Origin of the sequence: Uliginosibacterium gangwonense DSM 18521, assembly GCF_000373965.1 — a bacterium.
GTDB classification, from domain to species: Bacteria; Pseudomonadota; Gammaproteobacteria; order Burkholderiales; family Rhodocyclaceae; genus Uliginosibacterium; species Uliginosibacterium gangwonense.
This window is the reverse complement of record NZ_KB892838.1, coordinates 64793-88403: the sequence shown is the minus strand read 5'-3', so window position 1 is coordinate 88403 and position 23611 is coordinate 64793. Positions and strand designations below refer to the sequence as shown.

Sequence of the window (23611 nt, the reverse complement as noted above, 5' to 3'; positions counted from 1 at the left end):
AGAATCAGTCGGTCTGCCATGCTTAGGTTCAAGCCTTTGTCTGGCAGGCCGATATTGTTTTGAGGGGGCTGTTGTATTTATGAGTGCTCGTTTGTCGGCTGGCGATACTCATGAAAAGCATTAGCTTGCGACGATAACTTGTTGATGTTATTTTGATCTTACATCTCTAACTTTAAGAGACGGTGGTTGCTGTCGGCACCATTCGTAATAAATATGAAAACACCAATGCTTCGTAGCTCTTTGATTGCAGCGATGATGTTGGCCTTCTCCGGGGGCGCTGGCGCTGCAGGACTTGGCCGCATCAATGTGTTGAGCGCCTTGGGGCAGCCTTTACGGGCGGAAATCGAGATCTCCGCTTCGGGAGATGAACTTGAGTCGATGTCGGCCAAGATAGCTTCGTTGGAGGCTTATCAACGAGCCAATATCGAATACTCCAGCGTGTTTTCTGCCGTTCGAATGTCGGTTGAGAAGCGCTCTGGCAAGGGGGCCGTGCTGCGCATCCTCTCGTCCAAGCCGATCAACGAACCCTTCGTGGATATGCTGGTGGAGCTGAACTGGGCAGGTGGGCGCTTGCTGCGCGAATACACCTTCTTGCTTGACCCCACGCAGGAGCAGCCAGCAGGGCAGAGCCCCATCCTGGCAGTCGACCAGCCAGTCGCCAAACCCTTGACTGCTGCTGAGAAACGTCGGGCTGCCCGCAAGGAAAAGGAAACGCCGCCTCCCAGCTCGACAACAGCCGCCGCTGCTGCAACACCTGAGCCAGAAGCAGAGCGCAAAGCTCCGCCCGCGGAAAGTGGTGGGGCCTACACCGTCAGACGTGGGGATACACTCTCCAAGATCGCGGCCGAGGTCAAACCGGTTGAGATCAGCCAAGAGCAGATGATTGCAGCGCTCTACAAAGCCAATGCGCAGGCTTTTATGGGCGGCAACATCAATCGTCTGCGTACCGGCCGGGTTTTGCATGTTCCTGACGCGGAAGAGGCCAAACAGGTTAGTCCTCGGCAGGCTCGCAAGGTTGTCCTCAAAGCCTCCAATTTCGAGGACTATCAGCAGAAGGTGGCGAGCAGTGCTGCAGCCGCCCCAGCAAAGGAAACTGCTGCCAATCAGGCTTCTTCTGGCAAGGTAGAACCCAAGGTTGAAGACAAGGTTCCTGCCCAGACTGCGCAAAAGGATAAGGTCAAGGTCACCTCCACGCAGACGGCCAAGGCTGCCAATTCTTCCCCTGTAACGGATGATGCCGGTTCCAAGGCCCGCGTTCAGGCTCTGCAAGATACGCTGGCGACACGTGATAAGGAACTCAAGGAAGCCAATTCCCGCATTAAGGATCTCGATAAGAATATTACAGAGCTGAAGAAGCTTATCGATCTGAAGAATCAGGATATGGCCGATGCCCAGCGCAAGGCGGATGAGGCCATAAAGGCCGCAGCTGCCAAGGGCAAGAAGGGTAAGGATGCACAGGCGCCTGCAGTGGAATCACCCCCAGTGACCACTGCGGCAACGGATGCCAACAAGCCCCCGGTAGTGGAAGCCTCTGCTGCTGCGGCGACTGCAGACTCTGCACCTGCTGTGGTGAGTGCATCGGAGCCTGCTGCTGTGGATGCCACCGCGTCTGCTCCGGCAGAAGTGGCAGCTTCGGCTCCTGCTGTTACGCCCAAGGCTAAACCGATCACACCTCCGCCCCCACCGGAGCCGGAAAGCGATATCCCCTACATCCCGATTGCTGGGGGTGGGGCGCTGGCGATCCTGGCGATTCTGTTCGTATGGCTGAAGGCTCGTAAGCGCCGCAAAAGCACTGATCTGAGTCAGTTGAGCGAGGTTTCGACGGCAAGCCCAAACTCCGTGTTCGGTAGTGCAGTGGGTCAAACCATTGATACAGGTGGCACCAGCCTGCTGCATACCGATTTCAGTCAGTCTGGCATGGCGTCTATTGATGCAGATGAAGGGGTTGATCCGGTTGCTGAAGCCGATGTCTACATGGCCTATGGCCGCGATGCCCAGGCAGAGGAAATCCTGCTGGACGCATTGAAGACTGACCCCAACCGCAACGCGATCTACATCAAGCTGCTCGAAATCTACGCTCAACGGCGTAGCCTGAAGCAGTTCGAGAACATCGCCGCCGAATTGCACACCCGCACGAACGGGGTGGGTGATGATTGGGCCAAGGCAGTGGCCTTGGGGATTCAACTGGATCCCAATAACCCCTTGTTTCGTTCCCAATCCGCTCCGGTAGCGGCGCCAGCTGCCGCCGTTGTTCCTCCTCCGCCTGCAGCAGCCCCCGCGCCTGTTGCACAGGCAGTGGAAGCAGCCGCAGCGGCAGCAGGGCCTGTCACCTTCGGGACGAACAATGTCTCGCAGATGCGTTCGACTTGGACGGTGCCTGGCGAGATTGACCAAATCAACACGACTGCGGGCCCAGGTGAGATGCCTGTGGTAGATCTGTCGCAAGTCGGGACCGCCTCTGTGCCTGATTCTCTCAATCTGGATTTCAATTTGGATCTGGATTCCGCTGAGGTTGAGGAGCAACCGACCCGCATTGAACCACGGAAGGTTCCGGCTCAACCGGCTGCAGCCGCTCCCGCACCCGAGGTTCCGGTAGCGTCTCCTGCTGCTGAAATACCGCTTGAGTTTGATATCGGTTTTGACGACAGCGCGGATCAAACGGGTGGCGTGGCCGCCTCGTTGCCGGCCGAACACGCTTTTGAACCGCCTTCCGCAAACATCAAGCTGCCGTCACTGGGCGGTGAGCAGGATGATATGGATGTGGGGATCGAAAGTGCCCATCAAAGCAAGTTCGCAGAAGTTGATCTGGAAAAGACCAATTTCGAAGGAAGCTTGCTTGATTTTGATTTCGAGTTGGGTGAAGAAGAGCACAAACCTGCGCTGGATCTATCTGGCGTTGACCTTCGTGCTTCTGGCGCACCGGCTGCTGCTTCTGTAGTGAGCGCACAGACTCCGGCGACCGTTGACCTGCCTGATCTGGGTGATGATCTTGATGTGGGTGACGAAATCGGTACAAAACTGGAACTGGCCCATGCTTACGAGGAAATGGGCGATGTTGAAGGTGCCCGGGAGCTGCTTGAAGAAGTGGTCGCTGACGGTAACGCTACGCAGAAAGATGAAGCGAGAGCAATTTTGCAGCGCTTGGGAGCTTGATCGCGGCTCGATAGTGCTACGGAATTTCTTCTCAAACAGACATCCGGCCGTTTTTGTAATGGCCGGGTTTTTTTTTATATATCTTGTCCAGGTGAGCGAGGCTTGGCCTTTGTTCATCTTCACCCTGGTGCTGTGTCTTGCAGCACTTGCCTGGGCGTATAGACACTGGCTTAAGGTGCTACGGCGTCTGAAGTTTGTGGCCTTGGCCATCTGTACTCTCTTTGCTTGGCAGACGCCGGGCATTCAGGTTATTCCTGCATTGCAGGCATTCAGCCCGACCTACGACGGCCTGATGTTGGCGCTCCCCCCCTTATTGCGCTTGATGAGTGTGGCGGCGGTGGTTGCGCTGCTTAAGGAACAGCTGAATCCAGATGCTTGGGTAGGTAGCCTGTATGCTTTGAGTTGGCCATTCAAATACCTGGGGCTGGCGCGTGAGAAATTGGCGATCCGCTTGCGGTTGGTGCTGGATTATGTGGAAGAGAACGATCTGGATTGGCGAGGGCTTTTGCATTCTGCATCGGGCTCTAGCGAAGAGGCCGTGATCGTGCAGTGTGAGATCTACCCCATGTCGAGTGTTGATCGCATTTGGGTGGCTGGATTTTTGTTGATGATAATTGGGGTAGGGATGTGGTGAGAATCGCCCTGGGTGTCGAATATTGCGGCACGGGTTTTGAAGGGTGGCAGACCCAGCCTCATGGGCGCACGGTGCAAGACGCGTTGCAACATGCGCTGGGTGTGATTGCTGCGGGCCCGATAGAGGTGATCTGTGCAGGGAGGACAGACACAGGGGTACATGCCTCAGCCCAAGTCGCCCACTTTGATGTGGATGTGCCACGCCCCTTGACGGCCTGGGTTCGCGGCGTGAACGCCAACTTGCCTGCGGGGATTTCGGTCAATTGGGCGCAAGAGGTGGATGATTCTTTCCATGCCCGTTTTTCAGCACAAACACGGCGTTATCGTTACCTGCTTTTGAATCGTCCTGTACGGCCTGCCATCTTGCATGGCCGGGTAGGGTGGTTTCATGCGTCCCTGGATGTGGAGGAGATGGCTGCAGCGGCGCAATACCTGCTGGGGGAACATGATTTTTCCAGCTTCCGTGCGGCAGCCTGCCAAGCCAAGTCCCCGATCCGCACAATGTCGGATGCACGCGTTGAAGCCTGTCAGGACTGGGTGATCTTTGATTTTGAGGCGAACGCTTTTTTGCACCACATGATTCGTAATCTGGTTGGCGCCCTTGTCCATATCGGCAAAGGGGAGCAGCATGCGGATTGGATGCCTGAGCTGATGGCGGCAAAGAACCGCAAATACGCCCCCCCCACATTTTCGCCCGATGGCCTCTACCTGTGTGGTGTAAGCTATCCACCTCGGTGGAACTTGCCAGGGGATGGGCGTATCATCGCGCCCCTGTTTCTGCCCTCATCTTTGTGAGCTATGCGCACCCGAGTAAAAATTTGTGGCTTGACGCGAGTGGAAGATGTGCGGGCCGCCGTGCGGGCGGGCGCTGACGCCATCGGATTGGTGTTCTATCCCGCCAGCCCACGTGCGGTTAGCATTGAACAGGCCCAGGCATTGTGTGCGGCTGTGCCACCTTTTGTGACGATTGTTGGCCTGTTTGTCAATGAAACGCCACAAAGAGTGCAAGCTGCGCTTTCTGCTCTGCCGCTGAGTCTGCTGCAATTTCACGGTGGCGAAGATGCAGCTTACTGTGAATCTTTCGGGCGTGCCTATATCAAGGCTGCGCGGGTGAGGGTGGGCTTTGATCTGATAAACTATGCCGCTTCTTACCCAAGCGCGAGTGGCCTGCTGGTCGATGCCTGGGTAGATGGATTTGGTGGGGGCGGAGAGGTCTTTGACTGGTCTTTGCTACCGCCGGAATTTGATCGTCCCTTGGTGCTGGCAGGTGGGCTGACCCCTGCCAATGTTGGCGCAGCCATAGATCTTGTTCACCCTTGGGCTTTGGATGTGAGCAGTGGTGTTGAGGCGGCGAAAGGCATCAAGGACCCGGCGTTGATCAACGCCTTTATTGCTGGAGTTCGTAATGCAGATGGCTGGAAAGAGTGCTGAGCAAACCTACGACATGCCCGATGCCCATGGGCATTTTGGTCAGTTTGGCGGCATATTCGTTGCCGAAACACTGATCCCCGCGCTGGATGAATTGCGGGTCGAGTACGAAAAGGCCATCGCTGACCCCGAATTCATGGCTGAGTTCAATTATGAACTCAAGCACTATGTCGGTCGTCCCAGCCCCCTGTATCACGCCAAGCGCTGGTCAGAAGTGCTGGGTGGTGCGCAGATCTACCTCAAGCGTGAAGACCTCAACCATACCGGCGCGCACAAGGTTAACAACACCATCGGCCAAGTCCTGTTGGCGCGGCGTATGGGCAAGAAACGGGTGATCGCGGAGACTGGCGCGGGTCAGCACGGCGTGGCAACGGCTACCGTGGCTGCCCGTTACGGCCTGGAATGCGTCGTCTATATGGGGGCTGAGGATGTTAAGCGGCAAGCGCCCAACGTTTTCCGTATGAAGCTGCTTGGCGCGAAAGTTGTGGCCGTGGAAAGTGGCTCCAAGACCCTGAAGGACGCAATGAATGAAGCCATGCGCGATTGGGTCACCAATGTAGATTCCACCTATTACATCATCGGCACCTGTGCCGGGCCACATCCTTACCCGATGCTGGTGCGGGATTTTCAGTCCGTGATTGGTGAAGAGTGCAAAGTTCAGTGCGCCGAGCAGGTCGGCCGTCAGCCGGATGCGGTGCTGGCCTGCGTGGGTGGCGGCTCGAACGCCATTGGTATTTTTTACCCCTATATTGATGTGCCCGGTGTTCGTCTGATTGGGGTTGAAGCAGGTGGGTATGGCGTGGAAACGGGCCGCCATGCCGCACCTTTGACAGCAAATGCCAAGCCAGGCGTGTTGCATGGCAACCGCACTGCCTTGATGCAGGACGAAAACGGCCAGATTATCGAGACTCATTCGATTTCCGCCGGTTTGGATTACCCTGGCGTGGGCCCTGAGCACAGCTACCTCAAGGAGATTGGCCGGGCTGAATACGTTGCTGCTAATGATGATGAGGCCATTGCTGCCTTCCACGACCTGTGCCGATATGAAGGCATCATTCCTGCACTGGAATCCAGCCATGCGCTTGCCTATGCCAAGAAGCTTGCGCCTACGCTGAGCAAGGATCAGGTCATTGTGGTGAATCTGTCCGGCCGTGGTGACAAGGATATTCCCACGCTGGCGCGTCTTTCCGGTATCGAGCTCTGAACCGCTAACCTTTACGATTTGGCGTAAAACGACAATGGCTTCACGCATTCAAAATATCTTCGCAAGTCTCAAAGCGGCTGGGCGCAAGGCTTTGATCCCCTATATCACAGCGGGAGACCCGAACCCGGGTGCTACGGTGGGGTTGATGCATGCCTTGGTGCGCGGCGGCGCTGACATCATTGAGTTGGGCGTACCTTTTTCTGATCCCATGGCCGATGGGCCAGTGATTCAGAAGGCTGCCGAGCGCGCACTTGCATTTGGAGTGAGTCTGCGGCAGGTGATCGGCATGGTGGCCGAGTTCCGTAAGACAGATGGCAAAACGCCCGTGGTACTGATGGGCTACGCCAATCCTATCGAAGCCATGGGCTACGAAGTCTTTTCTGCGCTGGCCGCTGAAGCTGGGGTGGATGGCGTGCTGACTGTCGACCTGCCTCTGGAAGAAGCTGTTGAGCGGGTGGCTACGCTCAAGCGCCATGGCCTGGACCCGATTTTCCTGCTGGCGCCCACTACGCCCGCACAACGCGTGGCCATGATCGGCGAGCTGGCCAGCGGCTACATGTACTACGTGTCTTTGAAGGGCGTGACTGGCGCCGCGCATCTGGATATCGACAATGTTGCTGATAAGATGCGCCAATTGCGGCACAATACCGCCCTGCCGATAGGCGTAGGTTTTGGCATCCGTGATGCCGAGTCTGCCGCTGCCGTGGCCAAAGTGGCTGATGCAGTGATTATCGGCTCACGTATCGTGCAGGAATTGGAACAAGGTGAGAGTGGTTTGCAGGATCGTCTTGTGGCTTTTCTGTCCGGAGTGCGCAGCGCTGTTGATGCAGTGCGCGCTTGATGGAACTTAAAAGGAGGTAAGCTCATGAGCTGGTTGACCAAACTGTTGCCACCCAAGATCAAACGCGATCAACCCGCGCGAAAATCGATCCCTGAAGGGCTGTGGATCAAGTGTGAGGCCTGCGAAGCGGTGCTGTATCGCTCCGACCTGGAGTCCAGCCTTCATGTGTGCCCGAAATGCGGGCATCACAAGCGCGTGCGCGCCCGGCAACGCCTGGATATGTTGCTGGACCCTGAAGGCCGTTTTGAGATCGGCGCTGAGGTGCTGCCACTTGATCCGCTCAAGTTCCGCGACAGCAAAAAGTATCCTGACCGTTTGGCCGCAGCCAACGAGGATACAGGTGAGTCTGACGCACTGGTGGTGATGCAGGGCGCCATCTGCAACGTTTCTGTCGTGGTGGCCGTATTTGAGTTCGATTTCATGGGCGGCTCCATGGGGTCTGTGGTGGGTGAGCGCTTTGTGCGCGGCGTCAACGCCGCACTGGAGCAGGGTTTGCCATTTGTGTGCATGACCGCTTCGGGTGGCGCCCGGATGCAGGAAGGCCTGCTGTCCCTGATGCAGATGGCAAAAACCACAGCATCCGTCACCCGGCTTTCAGCCAAAAAATTACCCTTCATCACGATCCTGACCGACCCCACGATGGGTGGTGTTTCGGCCAGCTTTGCCTTTATTGGCGACGTGGTGATTGCCGAGCCAGGCGCCTTGATCGGGTTTGCTGGTCCGCGTGTGATTGAACAGACTGTGCGTGAAAAGCTGCCCGATGGCTTCCAACGCTCTGAATTCCTGTTGGAAAAAGGCGCTATCGACATGGTTGTGGATCGCCGCCAGATGCGCGAGCGCCTCTCCCAACTGTTGTCTCTCTTGACCCGCCAGCCTTCTCCGGTCGCCTGATTCATGCCTGTAGCATTCGCCACGCTGGCCGAGTGGCTGGCGTATATTGAAGGGCAACACACCCGCTCGATTGACCTCTCTCTGGAGCGGGTGTCCAAGGTATATCATGCGCTGGCAGCGCAAACTTCGGCGGTGGTCATCACCGTTGGTGGCACCAATGGCAAGGGGTCTACCTGTGCCATGCTGGAAGCCATCCTGACTGCGGCAGGCTACCGTACAGGTCTGTACACTTCCCCTCATCTACTGCATTACAACGAGCGCGTTCGTCTGAACCGCTCCGATGCCAGCGATGAAGATCTCTGCGCGGGTTTTGCGGCGGTTGAGCGTGCCCGGGGGAATGTGCCGCTGACTTATTTCGAGTACGGTACGCTCGCTGCCTGGTGGCTGTTCTGCCAACACAATCTGGATGCAATTATTCTGGAAGTTGGGCTAGGCGGGCGGCTGGATGCCGTCAATCTCTTCGATTCGGACTGTGCCATCGTCACCGGGGTTGCCATGGATCACATGGATTACCTTGGCGACACGCGGGAAGCCATTGGTTTTGAAAAGGCCGGGATCTATCGCGCAGGCAAGCCAGCGCTATGCGGTGACCCCCATCCGCCTGTGACCTTGCTGGAGCATGCCCAAAAAATTGGTGCCCGCTTGCTGGTGCAGGGGCGGGATTACGGTTTCAAAGGGGACAAGCAGCAGTGGAATTTCATTGGTCAGGCACAAAGGCGTAATAGTCTCGCCTATCCTGCCTTGCGTGGGGCCAACCAGTTGATGAACGCTTCGACTGTCCTGATGGCCTTGGAGACACTGGAAGAGCACTTACCCGTTCCGATGCAGGCTGTGCGCCAAGGGCTGATGGCGGTGGAACTCCCTGGGCGCTTCCAGGTCTTACCCGGGCGTCCCAGTGTGGTGCTGGATGTAGCCCACAATCCCCAGGCGGCTGGCGTGCTGGCTGAAAATCTTGCCAGCATGGGTTTCTACCCAGAGACCTGGGCGGTGTGTGGCATGCTTTCTGATAAGGATATCGCTGGAAGTCTTGCCCACCTGAGCGCTAGGGTGGATCACTGGTTGTTGTGTGACCTTCCGGGGCCTCGTGGTGCAAAGGCTGAATATTTGGCGCAGACTTTGCTGAGTCTGGCAGCCAAGGGGACGGTGGAGTGTTTTTCAAGCCCCGCACAGGCTTTTGGGGAAGCTCGAAAGCGTGCAGGTGAGGGTGATAGAATCGTAACCTTTGGTTCCTTTTTGACCGTGGCTGACGTGATGAACGCGGCCAGTGCGGCACGGTGAGCACAGTGGCGGAAAAAGATCCTCAACAGGAGTTGAAAAAGCGTGCTCGGAGGCGTCTGGTCGGTGCTGCGGCCATGGTGCTTGCAGCCGCGATCGTGTTGCCAATGGTAATGGATCGTGAGCCCAAACCCAGTGGCAACGAGTTGCAGATCCGTATTCCTAGCCAGGAAGGGGGCAACTTTACCTCGCGCACCATTACGCCTCCCAAAGTATCGGTCTCGCAGCCAGCCTCATCTGCGCCGACTTCAAATGCACAGAGCAAGCCTGCCCCGGCTGTCAGCGAACCGGTTGCTACAGCCTCTCCTCCAGTAGTGGAAGCCTCCAGTCCCAGCAAGCCCAAGCCCGCTGTGCAGGAGACCAAGCCTTCAAATACCGTAGGCAATACTGCCCAGCCAAAGAAAGACAAACAGGAAAAGCCTGAGCCCAAGAAAGACAAGGAAAAAGAAAAGGCAGAGGCCAAGGCACGGGAAGATGCACGCGCGCGTGCCATTCTTGAGGATCGGGCCAATGAATCCGCCACGGAGCCCAAAGCGGGCAGTTTCTACGTCCAGGTCGGTGTCTATCACGACGAAGAAAATGCTCGGGAAGCGCAGACCAAAGTGTCTCAGGCCGGTTTGAAGGGGCTCCTTGTCAAAGTAGGTTCCAATACCCGGGTCCGGGTGGGGCCATTCGCTGACCGCACCGCCGCAGAAGCCGCCGTGGCCAAGCTCCGGCAAGTGGGTCTGTCAGGTTTCGTGGCTGCCAAGTGACAGGCTTCGATTACGCTTTCCTGCTGATTGCAGCGCTGAGCTGTCTGCTGGGCGTGTGGCGTGGTCTATTGAGTGAAATCTTCTCCTTGTTTGGTTGGCTGCTCGCCTTGGTGGCCGCATGGTATGGCGCGGCCTTTGTGTCGGGCCTGCTGGTGAGCCACATCGCCAGTGAAAGCATGCGCTGGCTGGCAAGTTTTGCGCTGATTTTTATCCTCACATTGATCCTTCTTGCCGTGATCCGGGTTCTCCTTAAAGGGATGATGACCGCGATTGGCCTGAGTGCAGTGGATCGTCTGTTGGGGGGCTGTTTTGGATTGGTTCGCGCAGTCATTCTGGCTGTGCTGCTGGTGATGGCGGGGGGCTTGACCAGTCTACCCCGCGAAACTTGGTGGCGCGATGCGGTATTTGCGCCTCCCTTGGAAACGGCTGTCATTGCTCTGCGGCCCCGGCTGCCGGTGGCAATCGCCAAACGAATCAAGTATCGATAAACAACAGGTGAGCGTATGTGTGGAATTATCGGCGTCATGGCTACAACGCCCGTCAATCAACTGCTCTACGACGGTTTGCAAGTGCTGCAACACCGTGGGCAGGATGCTGCCGGCATTGCTACGGCAGAAGGGGGGCGTTTTCACATGCACAAAGGCTCGGGCCTGACGAGCGAGGTTTTCCGCACCCGTAACATGCGCAATCTGGAAGGGAACTGGGGTATCGGCCATTGCCGGTATCCCACCGCAGGTTCTGCTTCCAACCCAGCCGAAGCCCAGCCTTTTTACGTCAATTCTCCGTTTGGACTGATGCTTGCCCACAACGGCAACCTCACCAACTCGGACGAACTCAAGCGCGAGATGTATCTGGGCGATCTACGCCACATGAACACCAATTCGGATTCCGAAGTGTTGCTCAATGTGTTGGCGCATGAATTGCAGGTGGCCTCCAACGGCCATTTCCAGTTGGACGAAGAAACCATTTTTACCGCTGTGGCAGGCGTGCACAAGCGTGCCAAGGGTGCTTATGCCGCCGTGGTGATGATTGCGGGCTACGGCATTCTGGCTTTCCGTGACCCCTGTGGGATTCGCCCCTTGGTGCTGGGTGAACATCAGACGCCCCAGGGTACGGAATACATTGTGGCCTCGGAAAGCGTGGCAATCGACGTGCTGGGCTTCAAGCTCATCCGTGATATTGCACCGGGCGAAGCTGTGTTGATCGACAAGCACGGCAACCTGTCTTCACGCGTCTGCGCCGAAGGCAAACCTTATGCTCCTTGCATGTTTGAATACGTCTATCTGGCACGGCCGGACTCGATTATCGACGGTATTTCGGTGTATGAAAGCCGGGTTAAGATGGGGGTCTATCTGGCCGAGAAGATCAAGCGTGAGTTCTCGCATCTGAGAATTGATGTGGTGATTCCGATCCCGGATTCGAGCCGATCCTCTGCCATGGAATTGGCGGCACATCTGGGTGTGTCGTACCGTGAAGGCTTCGTCAAGAACCGCTATATCGGCCGCACCTTTATTATGCCCGGTCAGGCTGTGCGGCGTAAATCGGTGCGCCAGAAGCTCAACGCCATGCACCAGGAATTCGTGGGGAAGAACGTGTTGTTGGTCGATGACTCCATCGTGCGGGGCACCACCAGCCGCGAGATCATTAATATGGCCCGTGAAGCGGGTGCTACAAAGGTGTTTCTGGCTTCTGCCGCACCGCCAGTGCGCTTCCCCAATGTGTATGGCATTGACATGCCAACCCGTGCCGAATTGATTGCCGGTTTCCGCTCAGAGGAAGAGGTTGCAGCGGAAATTGGTGCCGATGCGCTGATCTATCAGGATATCGAAGACCTTAAAAAAGCTGTTGGCGGCCTGAATACGAAGGTTCCCCAGTTCGAATGCTCGTGCTTCGATGGTAACTACGTGACCGGCGATGTGACGCCTGAGTATCTGGATGCAGTGGAAGGTAATCGTGGCGCAGCGCGAAAGCAGAGCGATGAAGACGAACAACTGGATCTGACCCCAATGGGCGGCGAGACGGTTAATTAAGCTAAGCTTGAAACGCCCGCTTGAGACACAAAAATGCCGCTCACTGAGCGGCATTTTTATTGGCAGACGAATACAGAGTCAAGCGTTACAGCGTGCGTGTTTGCAGCCCTTGTTCGCTGGCTTCCAGCCATGTTGCCTTGCCATGCCAGTCGGATAGCACCCAGCGTTCGCAGCTTTGTCCATCAACATTCACTTGATGGGTGGCCGGGCGATGAGTATGGCCGTGGATCATCAGGTTGGTGTTATGCGTTTTGAAGCAAGCTTCTACCGCAGCGGCGTTGACGTCCATGATTTTGCTGGCTTTTTCCTGTTTGCCCATTTCGCTTTTGGCGCGCAACTCTGCCGCGAGCTTATGGCGTACCGCCACGGGCTGCGCCAGGAACTGCGTTTGCCAGGCCGGGTTACGCACCATGGCGCGGAATTGCTGGTAGGCCACATCGTCAGTGCACAGAATGTCACCATGCAGCAACACCGTGCGCTTGCCATACAGATCAATGCAGATCGGCTCGGCCACCAGTTCCGCACCGGCGGCCTTGGCAAAGGCTTGGCCCATCAGGAAGTCCCGATTGCCAACGACCACACGCACCTGGGTGCCCGTAGCGCTCAAAGCGGCAATGGCAGCAACCATTTCGGTATGGAACGGATGGGCAATATCTTCGTCACCTGTCCAGTACTCGAACAGGTCGCCCAAAATCCACAGCGTTTGTGCCTGCTTGGCCGGGCCTTGCAGGTAAGCCACAAACGCCTTGGCCGTTTCCGGCTGGGTTGGGTTTAAATGAAGATCGGAAATAAAATGCTGCATCAGGCGATTTCCGCTTTCTCAATCACAACTGCCTCGGCTGGCACGTCTTGGTGCGGGAAGGCAGACTTGGTCTTGACTGCGCGGATCTGATCGACCACATCCAGGCCTTCAACCACTTTGCCAAACACGCAGTAGCCCCAGCCGCTTGTGGATTCGCTCTTGAAGTCCAGGAAGCTGTTGTCCACGGTGTTGATAAAGAATTGGGCGGTCGCGGAGTGCGGGTCGTTGGTACGGGCCATGGCGATGCTGCCGCGCACATTCTTCAGGCCATTATTGGCTTCGTTCTTGATCTGGGCTTTGGTCGGTTTTTGGTTCATGTCGGCCGTCATGCCACCACCCTGGATCATGAAATCCTTGATCACGCGGTGGAAGATCGTGCCGTTGTAATGGCCTGCTTCGACATAGGCGAGGAAGTTCTTGACAGTTTCGGGTGCCTTGTCGGCGTCCAGTTCAAGGGTGATGACGCCGAAGCGGGTGTGCAGCTTGACCATGCAATTCTCCAGTAAAGCGCGTCGCTCTTGGCGACGCGGAAAAAATGAGTTTTTTGTTTCTTACTTCTTGGCTGCGGCCACTACGTGGACGCTCTTGATGACGACCGCCGTGGCAGGTACGTCCTGATAGGGGCCGATATTACCGGTTTTCACAGCCTTGATGCGATCTACCACATCCATGCCATCCACAACTTTGCCAAATACGCAGTAGCCCCAGGTAGCAGGGTTGGGAGCCTTGTAGTTGAGAAAATCGTTATTGACGACGTTGATGAAAAACTGGGAGGTGGCCGAATGCGGGTCGTTGGTACGGGCCATGGCTACGGTGCCACGGTCGTTCTTCAGGCCGTTGTTGGCTTCATTTTGTACAGGCGCACGCGTGGGCTTTTCTGCCATGTCGGGGGTCATGCCGCCCCCCTGGATCATGAAGCTCTCGATGACACGGTGGAAGATCGTACCGTTGTAGTGCTTGTCTTCCACATATTTGAGGAAGTTTGCCACCGTTTTGGGCGCCTTGTCCGGGTAAAGCTCCAAGGTGAAGTTGCCCATGGAGGTTTCAATCATCACATGTGGGGCAGGGGCCGGTGCGGCGGCAAACGCTTGACCGGCAAACAGGGCGATGGCACAGCCCACGAGCAAAAGACGACGACGGGTGGAATTGATAAAAGACATCTTCAGGCAGCTCCTTCAAAAATGATTTTCCAGTGACCGTCTTCCTTGATCCAGTACTGGAGTTTGCGAGATACATTGCTCAGATTGTTACTGCGGTAATCCTGTTCAAAACTTACCTGGATCAGCTCATCCTTGCCAGGGCTGCGGAAGACGCTGAGTTTGTTGAGGCTGACCTTGACCCACGTTTTTTGCGCATTGACGCTGCGTTTCTGGTTTTCCCAGGCTTGCAGATTCTGGTCTGTGCTGCGGAAGTTTTTCGAGTAGTGACGCATGTAGCGGTTGGTATCCCGGCTTTCCCAGTCCTGCCGCCATTCTTCGATTTCCTTGTCGAGCGTGGCACGCTCATGCTCCCAATCGTTGAGCTTGAGCCATTCCACGCCAGAGCTGATGATGACCGGGGTGACTCCGATCTGCATGTACGGAGAAAGCGCGGTCAGATCCTGGTTGGCCAACACCACGCAACCTTCGGATGTTTTGGGTGGGCGGGCGTAAGTATTGGCGGGTACGCCATGCAGCCAGATGCCATGACCATTGCGCCCCTGGATGCGATCCCATTCATTCGGGTAGTTGAGTGGGAAGGCATGTTTGCCGTACTCGTCACCAATTTGGGATGCGGATAGCTCAGAGGTGACGTGATAGACGCCGACGGGGGTTTTCAAATCGCCTTCACGCTGCTTGAAGTCTCCCGCGCGGCCTTGGCTGGCATAGTAATCCGCAATTAACATGGGGCGGCCCTTGTCATTGCGAAACAGATACAGGCGTGATTGCAGCGTGTCGACCACAATGGCGTAAGCCTGATCTGGCTGTAGCTGCACCAGATTGCGGGGGACGTATTCCCGAGTGGGCTTGTTTTTAAAGCCACGTAGCCGGGCGAGTGCTTCGTCACGCAGGTCTTTCAGGCGATCGGGGGGCGCATTTGGCACATTACCAAAGCCCGTGATGGCCTGACTGCGGGCGAGCAACAGATCGCCCTGGATCAGATTTGCCAAGCGAAAGTTGGGATAGAGCTTGAGCAGATTTTCCGTCCGCGCCAAGGCCACATCCAGTTTGTTTTGCGCAATATCCCGATAGATGAGCATCAGCGTGGCATCTGCCCCAGCATCCGAGACCCCCGCCATGACCCCTAGCGGGGCCCTGGCGTTATAGCTGACAAAGATTCCCAGGCAGATTGCCAGCCGGGAAAAAATGCGAAAAAGTAGCTTGAATGACATCCGTCTTAACGCCCAATCCGCTCCTGCTGGATTTGCCAGCGGCCATTGCGCTGAACCATGATCAAAGTCTTGCCACTCGATGAGGTAAAGGAAGCCGAAGTGTAGTTTTGCTTGAAGCGCACGGTAGCCTGATCGCCCTTGATGCGGATATCAACGTCAGCGAGCGCCACCTTGATTTTGCCGGGTTTGTCGATACGCTCAGTACGTTCCTTCTCCCAGGCGCTGCGCGACTTGCCATCCGGTACACTGAAGTCCTTGGCGTAGACATTCAGATAAGCGCGAACTTCCTTGTTGGACCAGGCAGACGCCCAGGCATTGACCGCCGCATGCACGGCCTTGCTTTCGTCTTTGGCTTCCACAACAGGTTCAGATTTGGCTGGCTTGGCAGGCTCTGCTTTAACCGGTTCCGACTTGGCAGGCGCCTCAAGCTTGGCGGGCTCAGGTTTGGCAGGTTTTTGCGGTGTCGCAGCCACCACCGGTGGTTGAGGTGTTGCGACAGGTTTTGTCACAGCGGGCGGTGGTGCTACAGGGATGACCTGCACGCCCGGCTTGGCGACGGAGGCTGCTGTGTTTTGAGCAAGCACGGTTTTCTCTGGCGTACGGGCTGTGGTCGTGCCTGGGCGGGAACTGACAGAGATAATATCCCGGATCAGGTTGAGCTTGGTCTGGGCCGTGGAATTGCCTGCGTCGATCTGCAAGGCACGGTCATAGGCTTGGCGAGCCATCTTGGCGTAGAGGTCCCCCAGGTTCTCATGCGCCACAGCATAGGAAGGATGGGTGCGGATGGCCATTTCCAAGGCTGCCCGTGCCTTCTCGTATTGCTTCTGCTGTGCGTAGATGACAGCGAGGTTGTTATAAGGCTCTGGGAGTTCCGGTGCTTCTTCACTGAGTTTGATAAAGACGGCGGCGGCATCGTCGAGCTTGTTCATCTCTGCCAGAATCACACCTTTGAGAAAGCGTGCCTGCCGATCTTTGCTGTTGGCAGCCAGAACCTTGTCAACCTGCTCAAGTGCCTGGGCATGCTGCCCTTGTTGAAGATAGGTTTGGGCTTCAGCCATACCAGCCATGGCGGCGTGTGGGAGCAGGGCACAAGAGGTGGCGATAGCGACACCGATGAGCAGGCGAAGACTGGAATAGGGTGGGCGGAGCATTGTGGTAGAGTTTTTGCCAAGTAGTTCGTCGTAGAATCTCAATGATTTTACTTTACAACGGCCCTGAATTCCCAACCCATTGTTAGCATTGGGTGACTGAAGGTGGCTGTGAGACCACGATAGTTTCGAAACATTCAAAAATTTAGAAATGCTCAAAATCTATAATTCGCTGGCGCGTGAAAAGCAAGAGTTTGTACCGATCGAACCCGGCAAGGTGCGCATGTATGTGTGCGGGATGACGGTGTATGACTACTTCCACATCGGTAACGCCCGTACTTTGACCGTATTCGACATGGTCTACCGTTGGCTCAAGGTGGTGGGATATGACGTTAAATTCGTGCGAAACATCACGGATGTGGACGATAAGATCATCGAACGTGCTAATCGCAATGGTGAGACGATTGCCCAGCTGACCGAGCGCATGATTGCCGCTTTGCATGAGGATGGCGAACGCCTGGGGATTTTGCTCCCCACGGTGGAGCCCCGCGCAACCCGCCATATCGACAACATGCTGTCCCTGATCGGGCAGTTGGTTGAGAAGGGCAAGGCGTATCCGGCAGATAACGGTGACGTTTATTACGCTGTTCGTGAGTTTCCTGGTTATGGCAGACTTTCGGGCAAGTCTATTGATGATCTGCGCTCGGGTGAGCGCGTGGCAGTGGATCAGCACAAGCGTGACCCGCTGGACTTTGTACTCTGGAAGGCGGCCAAGCCGAACGAGCCGCACTGGTGCTCCTGCTACGGGGAAGGGCGCCCCGGCTGGCACATCGAATGCTCGGCCATGAGCCGTGCAGAGTTGGGCGACACCATCGACATTCACGGTGGCGGCTGGGATTTGCAGTTCCCGCACCATGAGAACGAAATCGCCCAGAGCGAAGGCGCCTCAGACAAGCCTTTTGTGAACTACTGGATGCATGCGGCTTTCCTGAACATGGATAGTCAGAAGATGTCCAAATCGCTCGGCAATGTGTTCACCACGCGTGAGATTCTGGCCAAGCTTGATCCGGTACAGGGCGGCGAGGTGGTGCGCTACTTCTTGCTGCGTGGCCATTACCGTTCAGAAATCAACTACACCTGGGATACGCTGCAAGACGCGCGCGCCTCTTTGCTGGCGATCTACACTGCCTTGCGTGATGTGCCCCCGGCAGAGGTGGCACTGGATTGGAGCAACCCCTTTGCGGCACGCTTCAAGGCGGCCATGGATGATGACTTCGGCACACCGCAGGCTGTGGCGGTGCTGCATGAATTGCGTGGTGAAGTGCAGCGTACCCGTTCGGCTGAACTGGCCGGGGTGATGAAGGCACTGGGCGGCTGCATCGGGTTACTGCAGGCTGATCCGGCTGCCTTTGTACAAGGCGCTGCGCAAGGTGATGATGCGGTGGAGATTGATGCCATGGTCGTGGCACGCAATGCCGCCAAGAAGGCGCGTAACTTTGCAGAGGCAGACCGCTTGCGTGATGAGCTGAAAGCGCGTGGCATCGTTCTGGAAGATGGTGCGCAGGGGACGACCTGGCGTAGGGCGTAGCACTTTGATCGGGAGGTAGGGTATGGGGGCGAATGTGGTCTTGGTTGCCAATCCGAAGGGTGGGGCAGGCAAGAGTACGCTGGCCACCAACCTTGCCGGGCTTTTGGCTGTACGAGGGCGTGAGTGCGGGACGATTCAGGTCATGCTCGGCGACGTGGATCGCCTGCAATCTTCCCGCCATTGGCTGGAGCGCCGCTCGGCCAGCGCTGCCCCTGTGTCGGGTTGGGACTGGACGCCCGGCAACCCGGCGCGTCCGCCCAAAGGCACCACCCACATCGTGCTGGATACGCCTGCCGCATTGCATGGCGATAAGCTTAAGGAGCTGTTGAAGCTTTCCTCCTGTGTGATGGTGCCGGTGCAACCTTCTGTGTTCGATATGCAGGCGACCGAGGGTTTTTTGGCACAACTGGCTGAGATGAAATCTGCGCGTGGTCTGCCAGTAGGTTTGATCGGAATGCGCGTGGATGCCCGCATACGCTCTGCCGAGCAGCTCCAGCAGTTCGTGGAGCGCCTGGGCCTGAGTTTGCTGACCTGTCTGCGGGATACACAGAACTATGTGCAGCTGGCCAATCAGGGTTTGAGCCTCTTTGATGTGCCTGCTTCCCGAGTCGAAAAAGACTTGGCGCAATGGGAGGCGATTGAGCGCTGGATCTTCCCGTTCTGATCCGGGACGCGACTGAAAGGGCTATTCCGGGCTAAAATGCCAGACTTTCGTACCTTCTGGCATCGTTTAGCATGAGTACCCCTGTCCGCACCCGCTTTGCCCCCAGCCCCACTGGGTATCTTCACATTGGTGGCGCACGTACTGCGCTATTTTCCTGGGCGTTTGCCCGTCGTCATGGCGGCAGTTTCGTGCTGCGCATTGAAGATACCGATGTGGCCCGTTCTACGCCTGAGGCGGTTCAAGCCATTCTGGATGGCATGAAATGGTTGGGTCTGGAGCACGACGAGGGGCCCTTCTACCAGATGCAGCGCATGGACCGGTACAAGGAAGTGCTCACCAAGATGCTGGCAGAGGGCACTGCGTACTATTGCTATACCTCGCCCGAAGAGCTGGAAGAAATCCGCGAAGCCCAGCGCACCCGTGGCGAGAAGCCGCGTTACGATGGCCGCTGGCGACCCGAACCCGGCAAAACCTTGCCGCCGGTGCCTGCTGGCATTGAGCCCGTGGTGCGCTTCAAGAACCCGAAGGATGGCTTGGTGAGCTGGAACGATCTGGTCAAAGGCCATATCGAAATTGCCAATGCCGAGCTGGATGACTTGATCATCGCCCGCCCGGATGGCACCCCGACCTACAACTTCTGCGTGGTGATTGATGACTGGGACATGGGCATCACTCACGTGATTCGGGGGGACGACCACGTCAACAACACCCCCCGCCAGATCAACATCCTGCAAGCGCTGGGCGCCACCGTGCCGGAATACGCGCATCTGTCGATGATTCTGGGTGACGATGGCCTAAAGCTCTCTAAGCGTCGCAACTCTGTGGCAGTGACCGATTTTGATGACAAGGGCTATCTGCCTGAAGCCATCATCAACTATCTGGCCCGCTTGGGCTGGAGCCACGGGGACGACGAAGTTTTCTCGCGCGAGCAGTTTGTCGAGTGGTTCGATCTGGATCACATCACGCCTTCGGCTGCGCAATTCAACACCGAGAAGCTGAACTGGCTGAACGCCCACTACATCAAGCAGGCCGATCTGGCGGTGCTGGCCGCTGATATCAAGCGTCGTTTGGCCGCGCGTGGCGTGAATCTGGAAAACGGCCCTGAACTGGAGCCCTTGATTGCACTGTACCGTGAGCGCGTCTCCACGATGGTGGAACTCGCCGATGCGCTGCAAGCGTTTTACGTGCAACCGGAAGTGAGTGAAGAGCTGGCAAGCAAGCATTTTACCGAGCCCGCCATTGAGGCGCTGGCGGCTTTGGCCACCAAGCTCAAAACGGTGGAATGGGAAAAAACCGCGCTGAACGCAGCGATCAAGGAAATCTGTGCCGAAAAGGGCTTGAAGATGCCCCAGGTGGCGATCCCCTTGCGCGTGCGTTTGCTGGGCGTGCCGCAAACGCCGTCAATTGATGCTGTGCTCGAAGTCATGGGGCGTGACCGGGTGTTGGCGCGTTTGTCTGCATAATATACAGACAGTCAAAAGCCGACCTTCGGGTCGGCTTTTTTATGCTCGCGCTGGCGCGTAAATCAGGGGCACTTCAGGCCATGAGCGCGGAAAATCAGTTTGGCATCCTGCGTTTGCTGTGGTGTGGGCGTGGCAGCGTCTCCCAGCTCGTACTTCATCTCCATCTTCTCCCACTTAAATTTTCCAAGTTGATGGAAGGGGAGTATGTCGACGCGTTCAACATTGCCCAGCGTGGCGACAAATTTGGCGATGCCTTCAATGTTTTCCGGCGCATCCGTGTAACCGGGCAGCAGCACAAAACGAATCCAGGCTGGGCGTTTGCGTTCAGCAATCCGGCGGGCGAAATTCAGAACCGGTTCGACAGGTTTGGCCGTGACCTTCAAATGAGTTTCCGGGTCCCAGCTCTTGATATCCAGCAGGAAGAGGTCAATGTCATCCAGATCGGCGTCTGATAGGCGATCACCCAGGAAGCCATTGGTATCCAGTGCGGTGTGAATCCCCATGGCTTTGGCGCCACGGATCAGATTCATCACAAAAGGTGCCTGCACAAGTGGCTCTCCACCTGAGACGGTAAGGCCACCGCCGGTGAAGCGCAGATAATCCTTGTACTTCTTCAACTCATCCAGCAAATCATCTACGCAGGTGAGCTGGCCGTTCTTCATCTTCCAGGTGTCGGGGTTATGGCAATACAGGCAGCGGAATTCGCAACCCGTTGTCCAAAAGACCACGCGTATGCCTGGGCCATCGACGGCGGAGCCGGTTTCTTCTGAGTGTACAAACCCCCAGCGGCCTTCATGGGTGAGGCGATCTACGTCGGCGTCGTCCATCGAATTGTCGACCTTGCGCAATTCGAAACGGCTGCCGATGAGAGAAGTGTGATGATTGCTGTCGGGTGTTGTCATGAAAGTCGGGCTCTAGTAAACAAAAATCCCGGCACCACAAGCGCAGTGCCGAGATTGGATTGTGGCGGTTTTTTGAATCACCGTCACGAAAAATGGGGTAACGCCTGGTTACCCCATCAGTCTGCCGGCTTACATCAGGCCGTGGAACGTGCGGCTGATTACGTCTTGTTGCTGCACCTTGGTGAGCTTGATGAAGTTCACCGCATAGCCCGAGACGCGAATGGTCAGTTGCGGGTACTTTTCCGGGTGATCCATAGCGTCCATCAGCGTGTCACGGTTGAGCACGTTGATGTTGGCGTGGAAGCCGGTGATACCGAAGAAACCGTCCAGCGAACGAGCCAGGTTGACGATCTGGTCTTCACGGGTGGCACCCAGACCGCTCGGAACAATCGAGGAGGTCATGGAGATACCATCCTGGCACTCACCATACGGCAGCTTGGCAACCGACATGGCCGAAGCAGCGAAGCCCAGCTTGTCACGGCCGTGCATCGGGTTGGCACCCGGTGCGAACGGTTCGCCCTTGCGGCGGCCGTCCGGCGTGTTACCCGTGTTCTTACCGTACACCACGTTGGAGGTGATGGTCAGGATCGACTGGGTATGCATGGCGTTGCGGTAAGTCGGATGCTTACGCAGCTTGTTCATGAAGGTTTCAGCCAGCCAGGTAGCGTATTGGTCGACCTTGTCGTCGTTGTTGCCGAACTTGGGGAAGTCGCCTTCGGCCACGAAGTCGGTAATCAGACCGGTTTCGTCACGCACAACCTTGACCTTGCTGTACTTGATGGCAGATAGGGAGTCAGCCACAACCGACAGACCGGCAATACCGAATGCCATGGTGCGCAGTGGGTTGTAGTCGTGCAGCGCCATTTCGATGCGTTCGTAGGCGTACTTGTCGTGCATGTAGTGGATGCAGTTCATTGCATTCACGTAGGTACGCGCCAGCCATTCCATGGCGATGTCGTACTTCTTCATCACGTCGTCGAAGTCGAGGTAATCACCCTTGACCGGTTCGAACGCAGGCATGATTTGTTCGCCGGTGATTTCGTCGCGGCCGCCGTTGATTGCGTACAGCATGCACTTGGCGAGGTTCACACGAGCGCCAAACAACTGCATTTGTTTGCCCACGCGCATGGCGGACACACAGCAGGCGATGGCGGTATCGTCGCCCCAGGCCGGACGCATCAGTTCGTCAGATTCGTACTGGATCGAGCTGGTGTCGATGGAGACCTTGGCACAGAACTTCTTGAAGCCTTCGGGCAGCTTCGGGGTCCAGAACACGGTCAGGTTGGGTTCCGGAGCCGGGCCAACGTTGTACAGGGTTTGCAGGTAACGGAAGCTGTTCTTGGTCACCATCGAACGGCCGTCTTCAGACACGCCACCGAGAGATTCAGTCACCCAGGTCGGGTCGCCAGAGAACAGATCATCGTATTCCGGCGTGCGCAGGAAACGGACGATACGGAGCTTGATGACGAAGTCATCAATGATTTCTTGGGCTTGCGATTCGTTCAGGGTGCCTTCGGCCAGATCGCGCTCGAAGTACACGTCCAGGAAGGAGGACGTGCGGCCCAGTGACATGGCAGCGCCGTTTTGTTCCTTCACAGCGGCGAGGTAGCCGAAGTACAGCCATTGCACGGCTTCCTTGGCGTTGGCAGCAGGCTTGGAAATGTCAAAGCCATACTTTGCAGCCATCTGCTTGATTTCGTTCAGTGCCTTGAGCTGTTCAGACAGCTCTTCGCGGTCACGAATGATTTCGTCGGTGGAGTGAGCGCCGTCGATGGACTTCTTCTCAGCCTTCTTGGCTTCGATCAGGCGATCAACACCGTACAGCGCGATGCGGCGATAGTCACCGATGATACGGCCACGGCCATAGGCATCAGGCAGACCGGTCACGATGTGGGAGGAACGGGCCTTGCGCACGTCATCCGTGTAGGCATCGAACACGCCATCGTTGTGGGTCTTGCGGTACTTGGTGAAGATTTCCTTGATCTTGGCGTCAACCGGGAAGCTGTAGGCCTTCAAGCTGGTTTCAACCATGCGCCAGCCGCCATTCGGGAAAATGGCGCGCTTGAGCGGAGCATCGGTTTGCAGGCCAACGATCACTTCGTTGTCACGGTCGATGTAACCAGCGTCGTGAGCGGTGATAGAAGACGGAATCTGCGATACGTCGAGCACGCCGCGTTCGCGCTCTTGCGCGAACAGATCGCTCAGCTTGTTCCACAGAGCGGTGGTACGAGCGGTGGGGCCAGCCAGGAAGCTGTCGTCACCTTCATACGGGGTGATGTTCGATTGGATGAAGCTACGCAGATCGATCGCTTGTTGCCATGCGCCCGGCTTGAAGCCGCGCCATGCCTGTGCAACCGCGCTATCGAGGGAGAGATTGTCGCGTTCTGACATTAAAGCCTCCTGTGTATTGTGGTGTTGTGTCTGAACCAGTTTGCCCTGGTAAGGCTATTTTTCCGGCGGCCTGTTGTGCAAACAGCCGAAACGATAATCTGACATTATCATAGGCCTACAACTGCAGTATTTTTG

21 protein-coding genes are annotated in these 23611 nt (G+C 56.7%); 14 read left to right on the top strand and 7 right to left on the bottom strand.

Going from position 1 to position 23611, the window contains the following annotated elements:
• Positions 1 to 225: 225 nt before the first annotated feature.
• The 11 genes from B145_RS0107775 (at position 226) to purF (ending at position 12207) form a co-directional block, all read left to right on the top strand.
• Complete coding sequence (locus B145_RS0107775) at positions 226 to 3153, top strand: motility hub landmark protein FimV (protein WP_018606431.1); 2928 nt, start codon at positions 226 to 228, stop codon at positions 3151 to 3153.
• Between the two features lie 109 nt (positions 3154 to 3262).
• A complete protein-coding gene (locus B145_RS27340; protein WP_157288318.1) occupies positions 3263 to 3787 on the top strand; it encodes a hypothetical protein in 525 nt (174 codons plus the stop codon).
• Entirely contained in the window at positions 3781 to 4581 is an 801-nt protein-coding gene (truA, locus tag B145_RS0107765) for a tRNA pseudouridine(38-40) synthase TruA (RefSeq protein ID WP_018606428.1), read from the top strand. Before B145_RS27340 ends, truA begins: the two co-directional genes overlap by 7 nt.
• Positions 4582 to 4584: 3 nt before the next feature.
• Positions 4585 to 5217, top strand: coding sequence for a phosphoribosylanthranilate isomerase (locus B145_RS0107760; RefSeq protein ID WP_026258938.1), 633 nt, complete (start codon positions 4585 to 4587; stop codon positions 5215 to 5217).
• On the top strand, positions 5192 to 6418 hold the full coding sequence (trpB, locus tag B145_RS0107755; protein ID WP_018606425.1) for a tryptophan synthase subunit beta: 1227 nt from the start codon (positions 5192 to 5194) through the stop codon (positions 6416 to 6418). The genes B145_RS0107760 and trpB overlap by 26 nt, the downstream gene beginning before the upstream one ends.
• 34 nt (positions 6419 to 6452) lie before the next feature.
• Entirely contained in the window at positions 6453 to 7259 is an 807-nt protein-coding gene (trpA, locus tag B145_RS0107750; protein ID WP_018606424.1) for a tryptophan synthase subunit alpha, read from the top strand.
• 24 nt (positions 7260 to 7283) lie between these two features.
• Complete coding sequence (accD, locus tag B145_RS0107745) at positions 7284 to 8150, top strand: acetyl-CoA carboxylase, carboxyltransferase subunit beta (RefSeq protein ID WP_018606423.1); 867 nt, start codon at positions 7284 to 7286, stop codon at positions 8148 to 8150.
• A gap of 3 nt (positions 8151 to 8153) precedes the next feature.
• Positions 8154 to 9428, top strand: coding sequence for a bifunctional tetrahydrofolate synthase/dihydrofolate synthase (gene folC, locus B145_RS0107740; protein WP_018606422.1), 1275 nt, complete (start codon positions 8154 to 8156; stop codon positions 9426 to 9428).
• 5 nt (positions 9429 to 9433) lie between these two features.
• Positions 9434 to 10177: an SPOR domain-containing protein gene (locus tag B145_RS0107735; protein WP_157288317.1), complete on the top strand. Its 744-nt coding sequence runs from the start codon at positions 9434 to 9436 to the stop codon at positions 10175 to 10177.
• Entirely contained in the window at positions 10174 to 10665 is a 492-nt protein-coding gene (locus tag B145_RS0107730) for a CvpA family protein (protein ID WP_018606420.1), read from the top strand. The genes B145_RS0107735 and B145_RS0107730 overlap by 4 nt, the downstream gene beginning before the upstream one ends.
• Positions 10666 to 10680: 15 nt before the next feature.
• Positions 10681 to 12207, top strand: coding sequence for an amidophosphoribosyltransferase (gene purF, locus B145_RS0107725; RefSeq protein WP_026258936.1), 1527 nt, complete (start codon positions 10681 to 10683; stop codon positions 12205 to 12207).
• Between the two features lie 85 nt (positions 12208 to 12292).
• On the opposite strand, the gene B145_RS0107720 is transcribed toward purF, so the two are convergent.
• Genes B145_RS0107720 through B145_RS0107700 form a run of 5 tightly spaced genes read right to left on the bottom strand, consistent with a single transcriptional unit; the run spans position 12293 to position 16531 of the window.
• Entirely contained in the window at positions 12293 to 13009 is a 717-nt protein-coding gene (locus tag B145_RS0107720) for a UDP-2,3-diacylglucosamine diphosphatase (RefSeq protein ID WP_018606418.1), read from the bottom strand.
• The gene (locus tag B145_RS0107715; RefSeq protein WP_018606417.1) at positions 13009 to 13500 is read right to left on the bottom strand and encodes a peptidylprolyl isomerase; all 492 of its coding nucleotides are present in this window, start codon (positions 13498 to 13500) and stop codon (positions 13009 to 13011) included. The genes B145_RS0107720 and B145_RS0107715 overlap by 1 nt, the downstream gene beginning before the upstream one ends.
• A 60-nt stretch (positions 13501 to 13560) precedes the next feature.
• On the bottom strand, positions 13561 to 14169 hold the full coding sequence (locus tag B145_RS0107710) for a peptidylprolyl isomerase (RefSeq protein WP_018606416.1): 609 nt from the start codon (positions 14167 to 14169) through the stop codon (positions 13561 to 13563).
• Between the two features lie 2 nt (positions 14170 to 14171).
• Positions 14172 to 15380: a L,D-transpeptidase family protein gene (locus tag B145_RS0107705; RefSeq protein WP_018606415.1), complete on the bottom strand. Its 1209-nt coding sequence runs from the start codon at positions 15378 to 15380 to the stop codon at positions 14172 to 14174.
• 5 nt (positions 15381 to 15385) lie between these two features.
• Positions 15386 to 16531: a nuclear transport factor 2 family protein gene (locus B145_RS0107700; RefSeq protein ID WP_018606414.1), complete on the bottom strand. Its 1146-nt coding sequence runs from the start codon at positions 16529 to 16531 to the stop codon at positions 15386 to 15388.
• Positions 16532 to 16679: 148 nt separating this feature from the next.
• Here B145_RS0107700 and cysS point away from each other — a divergent pair, with 148 nt between their 5' ends.
• The 3 genes from cysS (at position 16680) to gltX (ending at position 20183) form a co-directional block, all read left to right on the top strand.
• Positions 16680 to 18056: a cysteine--tRNA ligase gene (gene cysS, locus B145_RS0107695; protein ID WP_018606413.1), complete on the top strand. Its 1377-nt coding sequence runs from the start codon at positions 16680 to 16682 to the stop codon at positions 18054 to 18056.
• Between the two features lie 22 nt (positions 18057 to 18078).
• Complete coding sequence (locus B145_RS0107690; protein ID WP_018606412.1) at positions 18079 to 18720, top strand: ParA family protein; 642 nt, start codon at positions 18079 to 18081, stop codon at positions 18718 to 18720.
• Between the two features lie 71 nt (positions 18721 to 18791).
• Positions 18792 to 20183: a glutamate--tRNA ligase gene (gltX, locus tag B145_RS0107685; protein ID WP_018606411.1), complete on the top strand. Its 1392-nt coding sequence runs from the start codon at positions 18792 to 18794 to the stop codon at positions 20181 to 20183.
• Between the two features lie 62 nt (positions 20184 to 20245).
• Here the strand turns inward: gltX and pflA are convergent, their stop codons facing one another.
• Positions 20246 to 21085, bottom strand: a complete 840-nt coding sequence (gene pflA, locus B145_RS0107680) for a pyruvate formate-lyase-activating protein (protein WP_018606410.1) — start codon at positions 21083 to 21085, stop codon at positions 20246 to 20248.
• A gap of 129 nt (positions 21086 to 21214) precedes the next feature.
• Positions 21215 to 23476: a formate C-acetyltransferase gene (gene pflB, locus B145_RS0107675; RefSeq protein ID WP_018606409.1), complete on the bottom strand. Its 2262-nt coding sequence runs from the start codon at positions 23474 to 23476 to the stop codon at positions 21215 to 21217.
• Between the last annotated feature and the right edge of the window lie 135 nt (positions 23477 to 23611).

What these genes read in the sequence shown, in the direction of transcription:
- B145_RS0107775 (WP_018606431.1), top strand. Translation starts at nt 226, where the DNA reads ATGCTTCGTAGCTCTTTGATTGCAGCGATGATGTTGGCCTTCTCCGGG.
- B145_RS0107760 (WP_026258938.1), top strand. Translation starts at nt 4,585, where the DNA reads ATGCGCACCCGAGTAAAAATTTGTGGCTTGACGCGAGTGGAAGATGTG.
- trpB (WP_018606425.1), top strand. Translation starts at nt 5,192, where the DNA reads ATGCAGATGGCTGGAAAGAGTGCTGAGCAAACCTACGACATGCCCGAT.
- trpA (WP_018606424.1), top strand. Translation starts at nt 6,453, where the DNA reads ATGGCTTCACGCATTCAAAATATCTTCGCAAGTCTCAAAGCGGCTGGG.
- accD (WP_018606423.1), top strand. Translation starts at nt 7,284, where the DNA reads ATGAGCTGGTTGACCAAACTGTTGCCACCCAAGATCAAACGCGATCAA.
- folC (WP_018606422.1), top strand. Translation starts at nt 8,154, where the DNA reads ATGCCTGTAGCATTCGCCACGCTGGCCGAGTGGCTGGCGTATATTGAA.
- purF (WP_026258936.1), top strand. Translation starts at nt 10,681, where the DNA reads ATGTGTGGAATTATCGGCGTCATGGCTACAACGCCCGTCAATCAACTG.
- B145_RS0107720 (WP_018606418.1), bottom strand. Translation starts at nt 13,009, where the DNA reads ATGCAGCATTTTATTTCCGATCTTCATTTAAACCCAACCCAGCCGGAA.
- B145_RS0107715 (WP_018606417.1), bottom strand. Translation starts at nt 13,500, where the DNA reads ATGGTCAAGCTGCACACCCGCTTCGGCGTCATCACCCTTGAACTGGAC.
- B145_RS0107710 (WP_018606416.1), bottom strand. Translation starts at nt 14,169, where the DNA reads ATGTCTTTTATCAATTCCACCCGTCGTCGTCTTTTGCTCGTGGGCTGT.
- B145_RS0107705 (WP_018606415.1), bottom strand. Translation starts at nt 15,380, where the DNA reads ATGTCATTCAAGCTACTTTTTCGCATTTTTTCCCGGCTGGCAATCTGC.
- B145_RS0107700 (WP_018606414.1), bottom strand. Translation starts at nt 16,531, where the DNA reads ATGCTCCGCCCACCCTATTCCAGTCTTCGCCTGCTCATCGGTGTCGCT.
- cysS (WP_018606413.1), top strand. Translation starts at nt 16,680, where the DNA reads ATGCTCAAAATCTATAATTCGCTGGCGCGTGAAAAGCAAGAGTTTGTA.
- B145_RS0107690 (WP_018606412.1), top strand. Translation starts at nt 18,079, where the DNA reads ATGGGGGCGAATGTGGTCTTGGTTGCCAATCCGAAGGGTGGGGCAGGC.
- gltX (WP_018606411.1), top strand. Translation starts at nt 18,792, where the DNA reads ATGAGTACCCCTGTCCGCACCCGCTTTGCCCCCAGCCCCACTGGGTAT.
- pflA (WP_018606410.1), bottom strand. Translation starts at nt 21,085, where the DNA reads ATGACAACACCCGACAGCAATCATCACACTTCTCTCATCGGCAGCCGT.
- pflB (WP_018606409.1), bottom strand. Translation starts at nt 23,476, where the DNA reads ATGTCAGAACGCGACAATCTCTCCCTCGATAGCGCGGTTGCACAGGCA.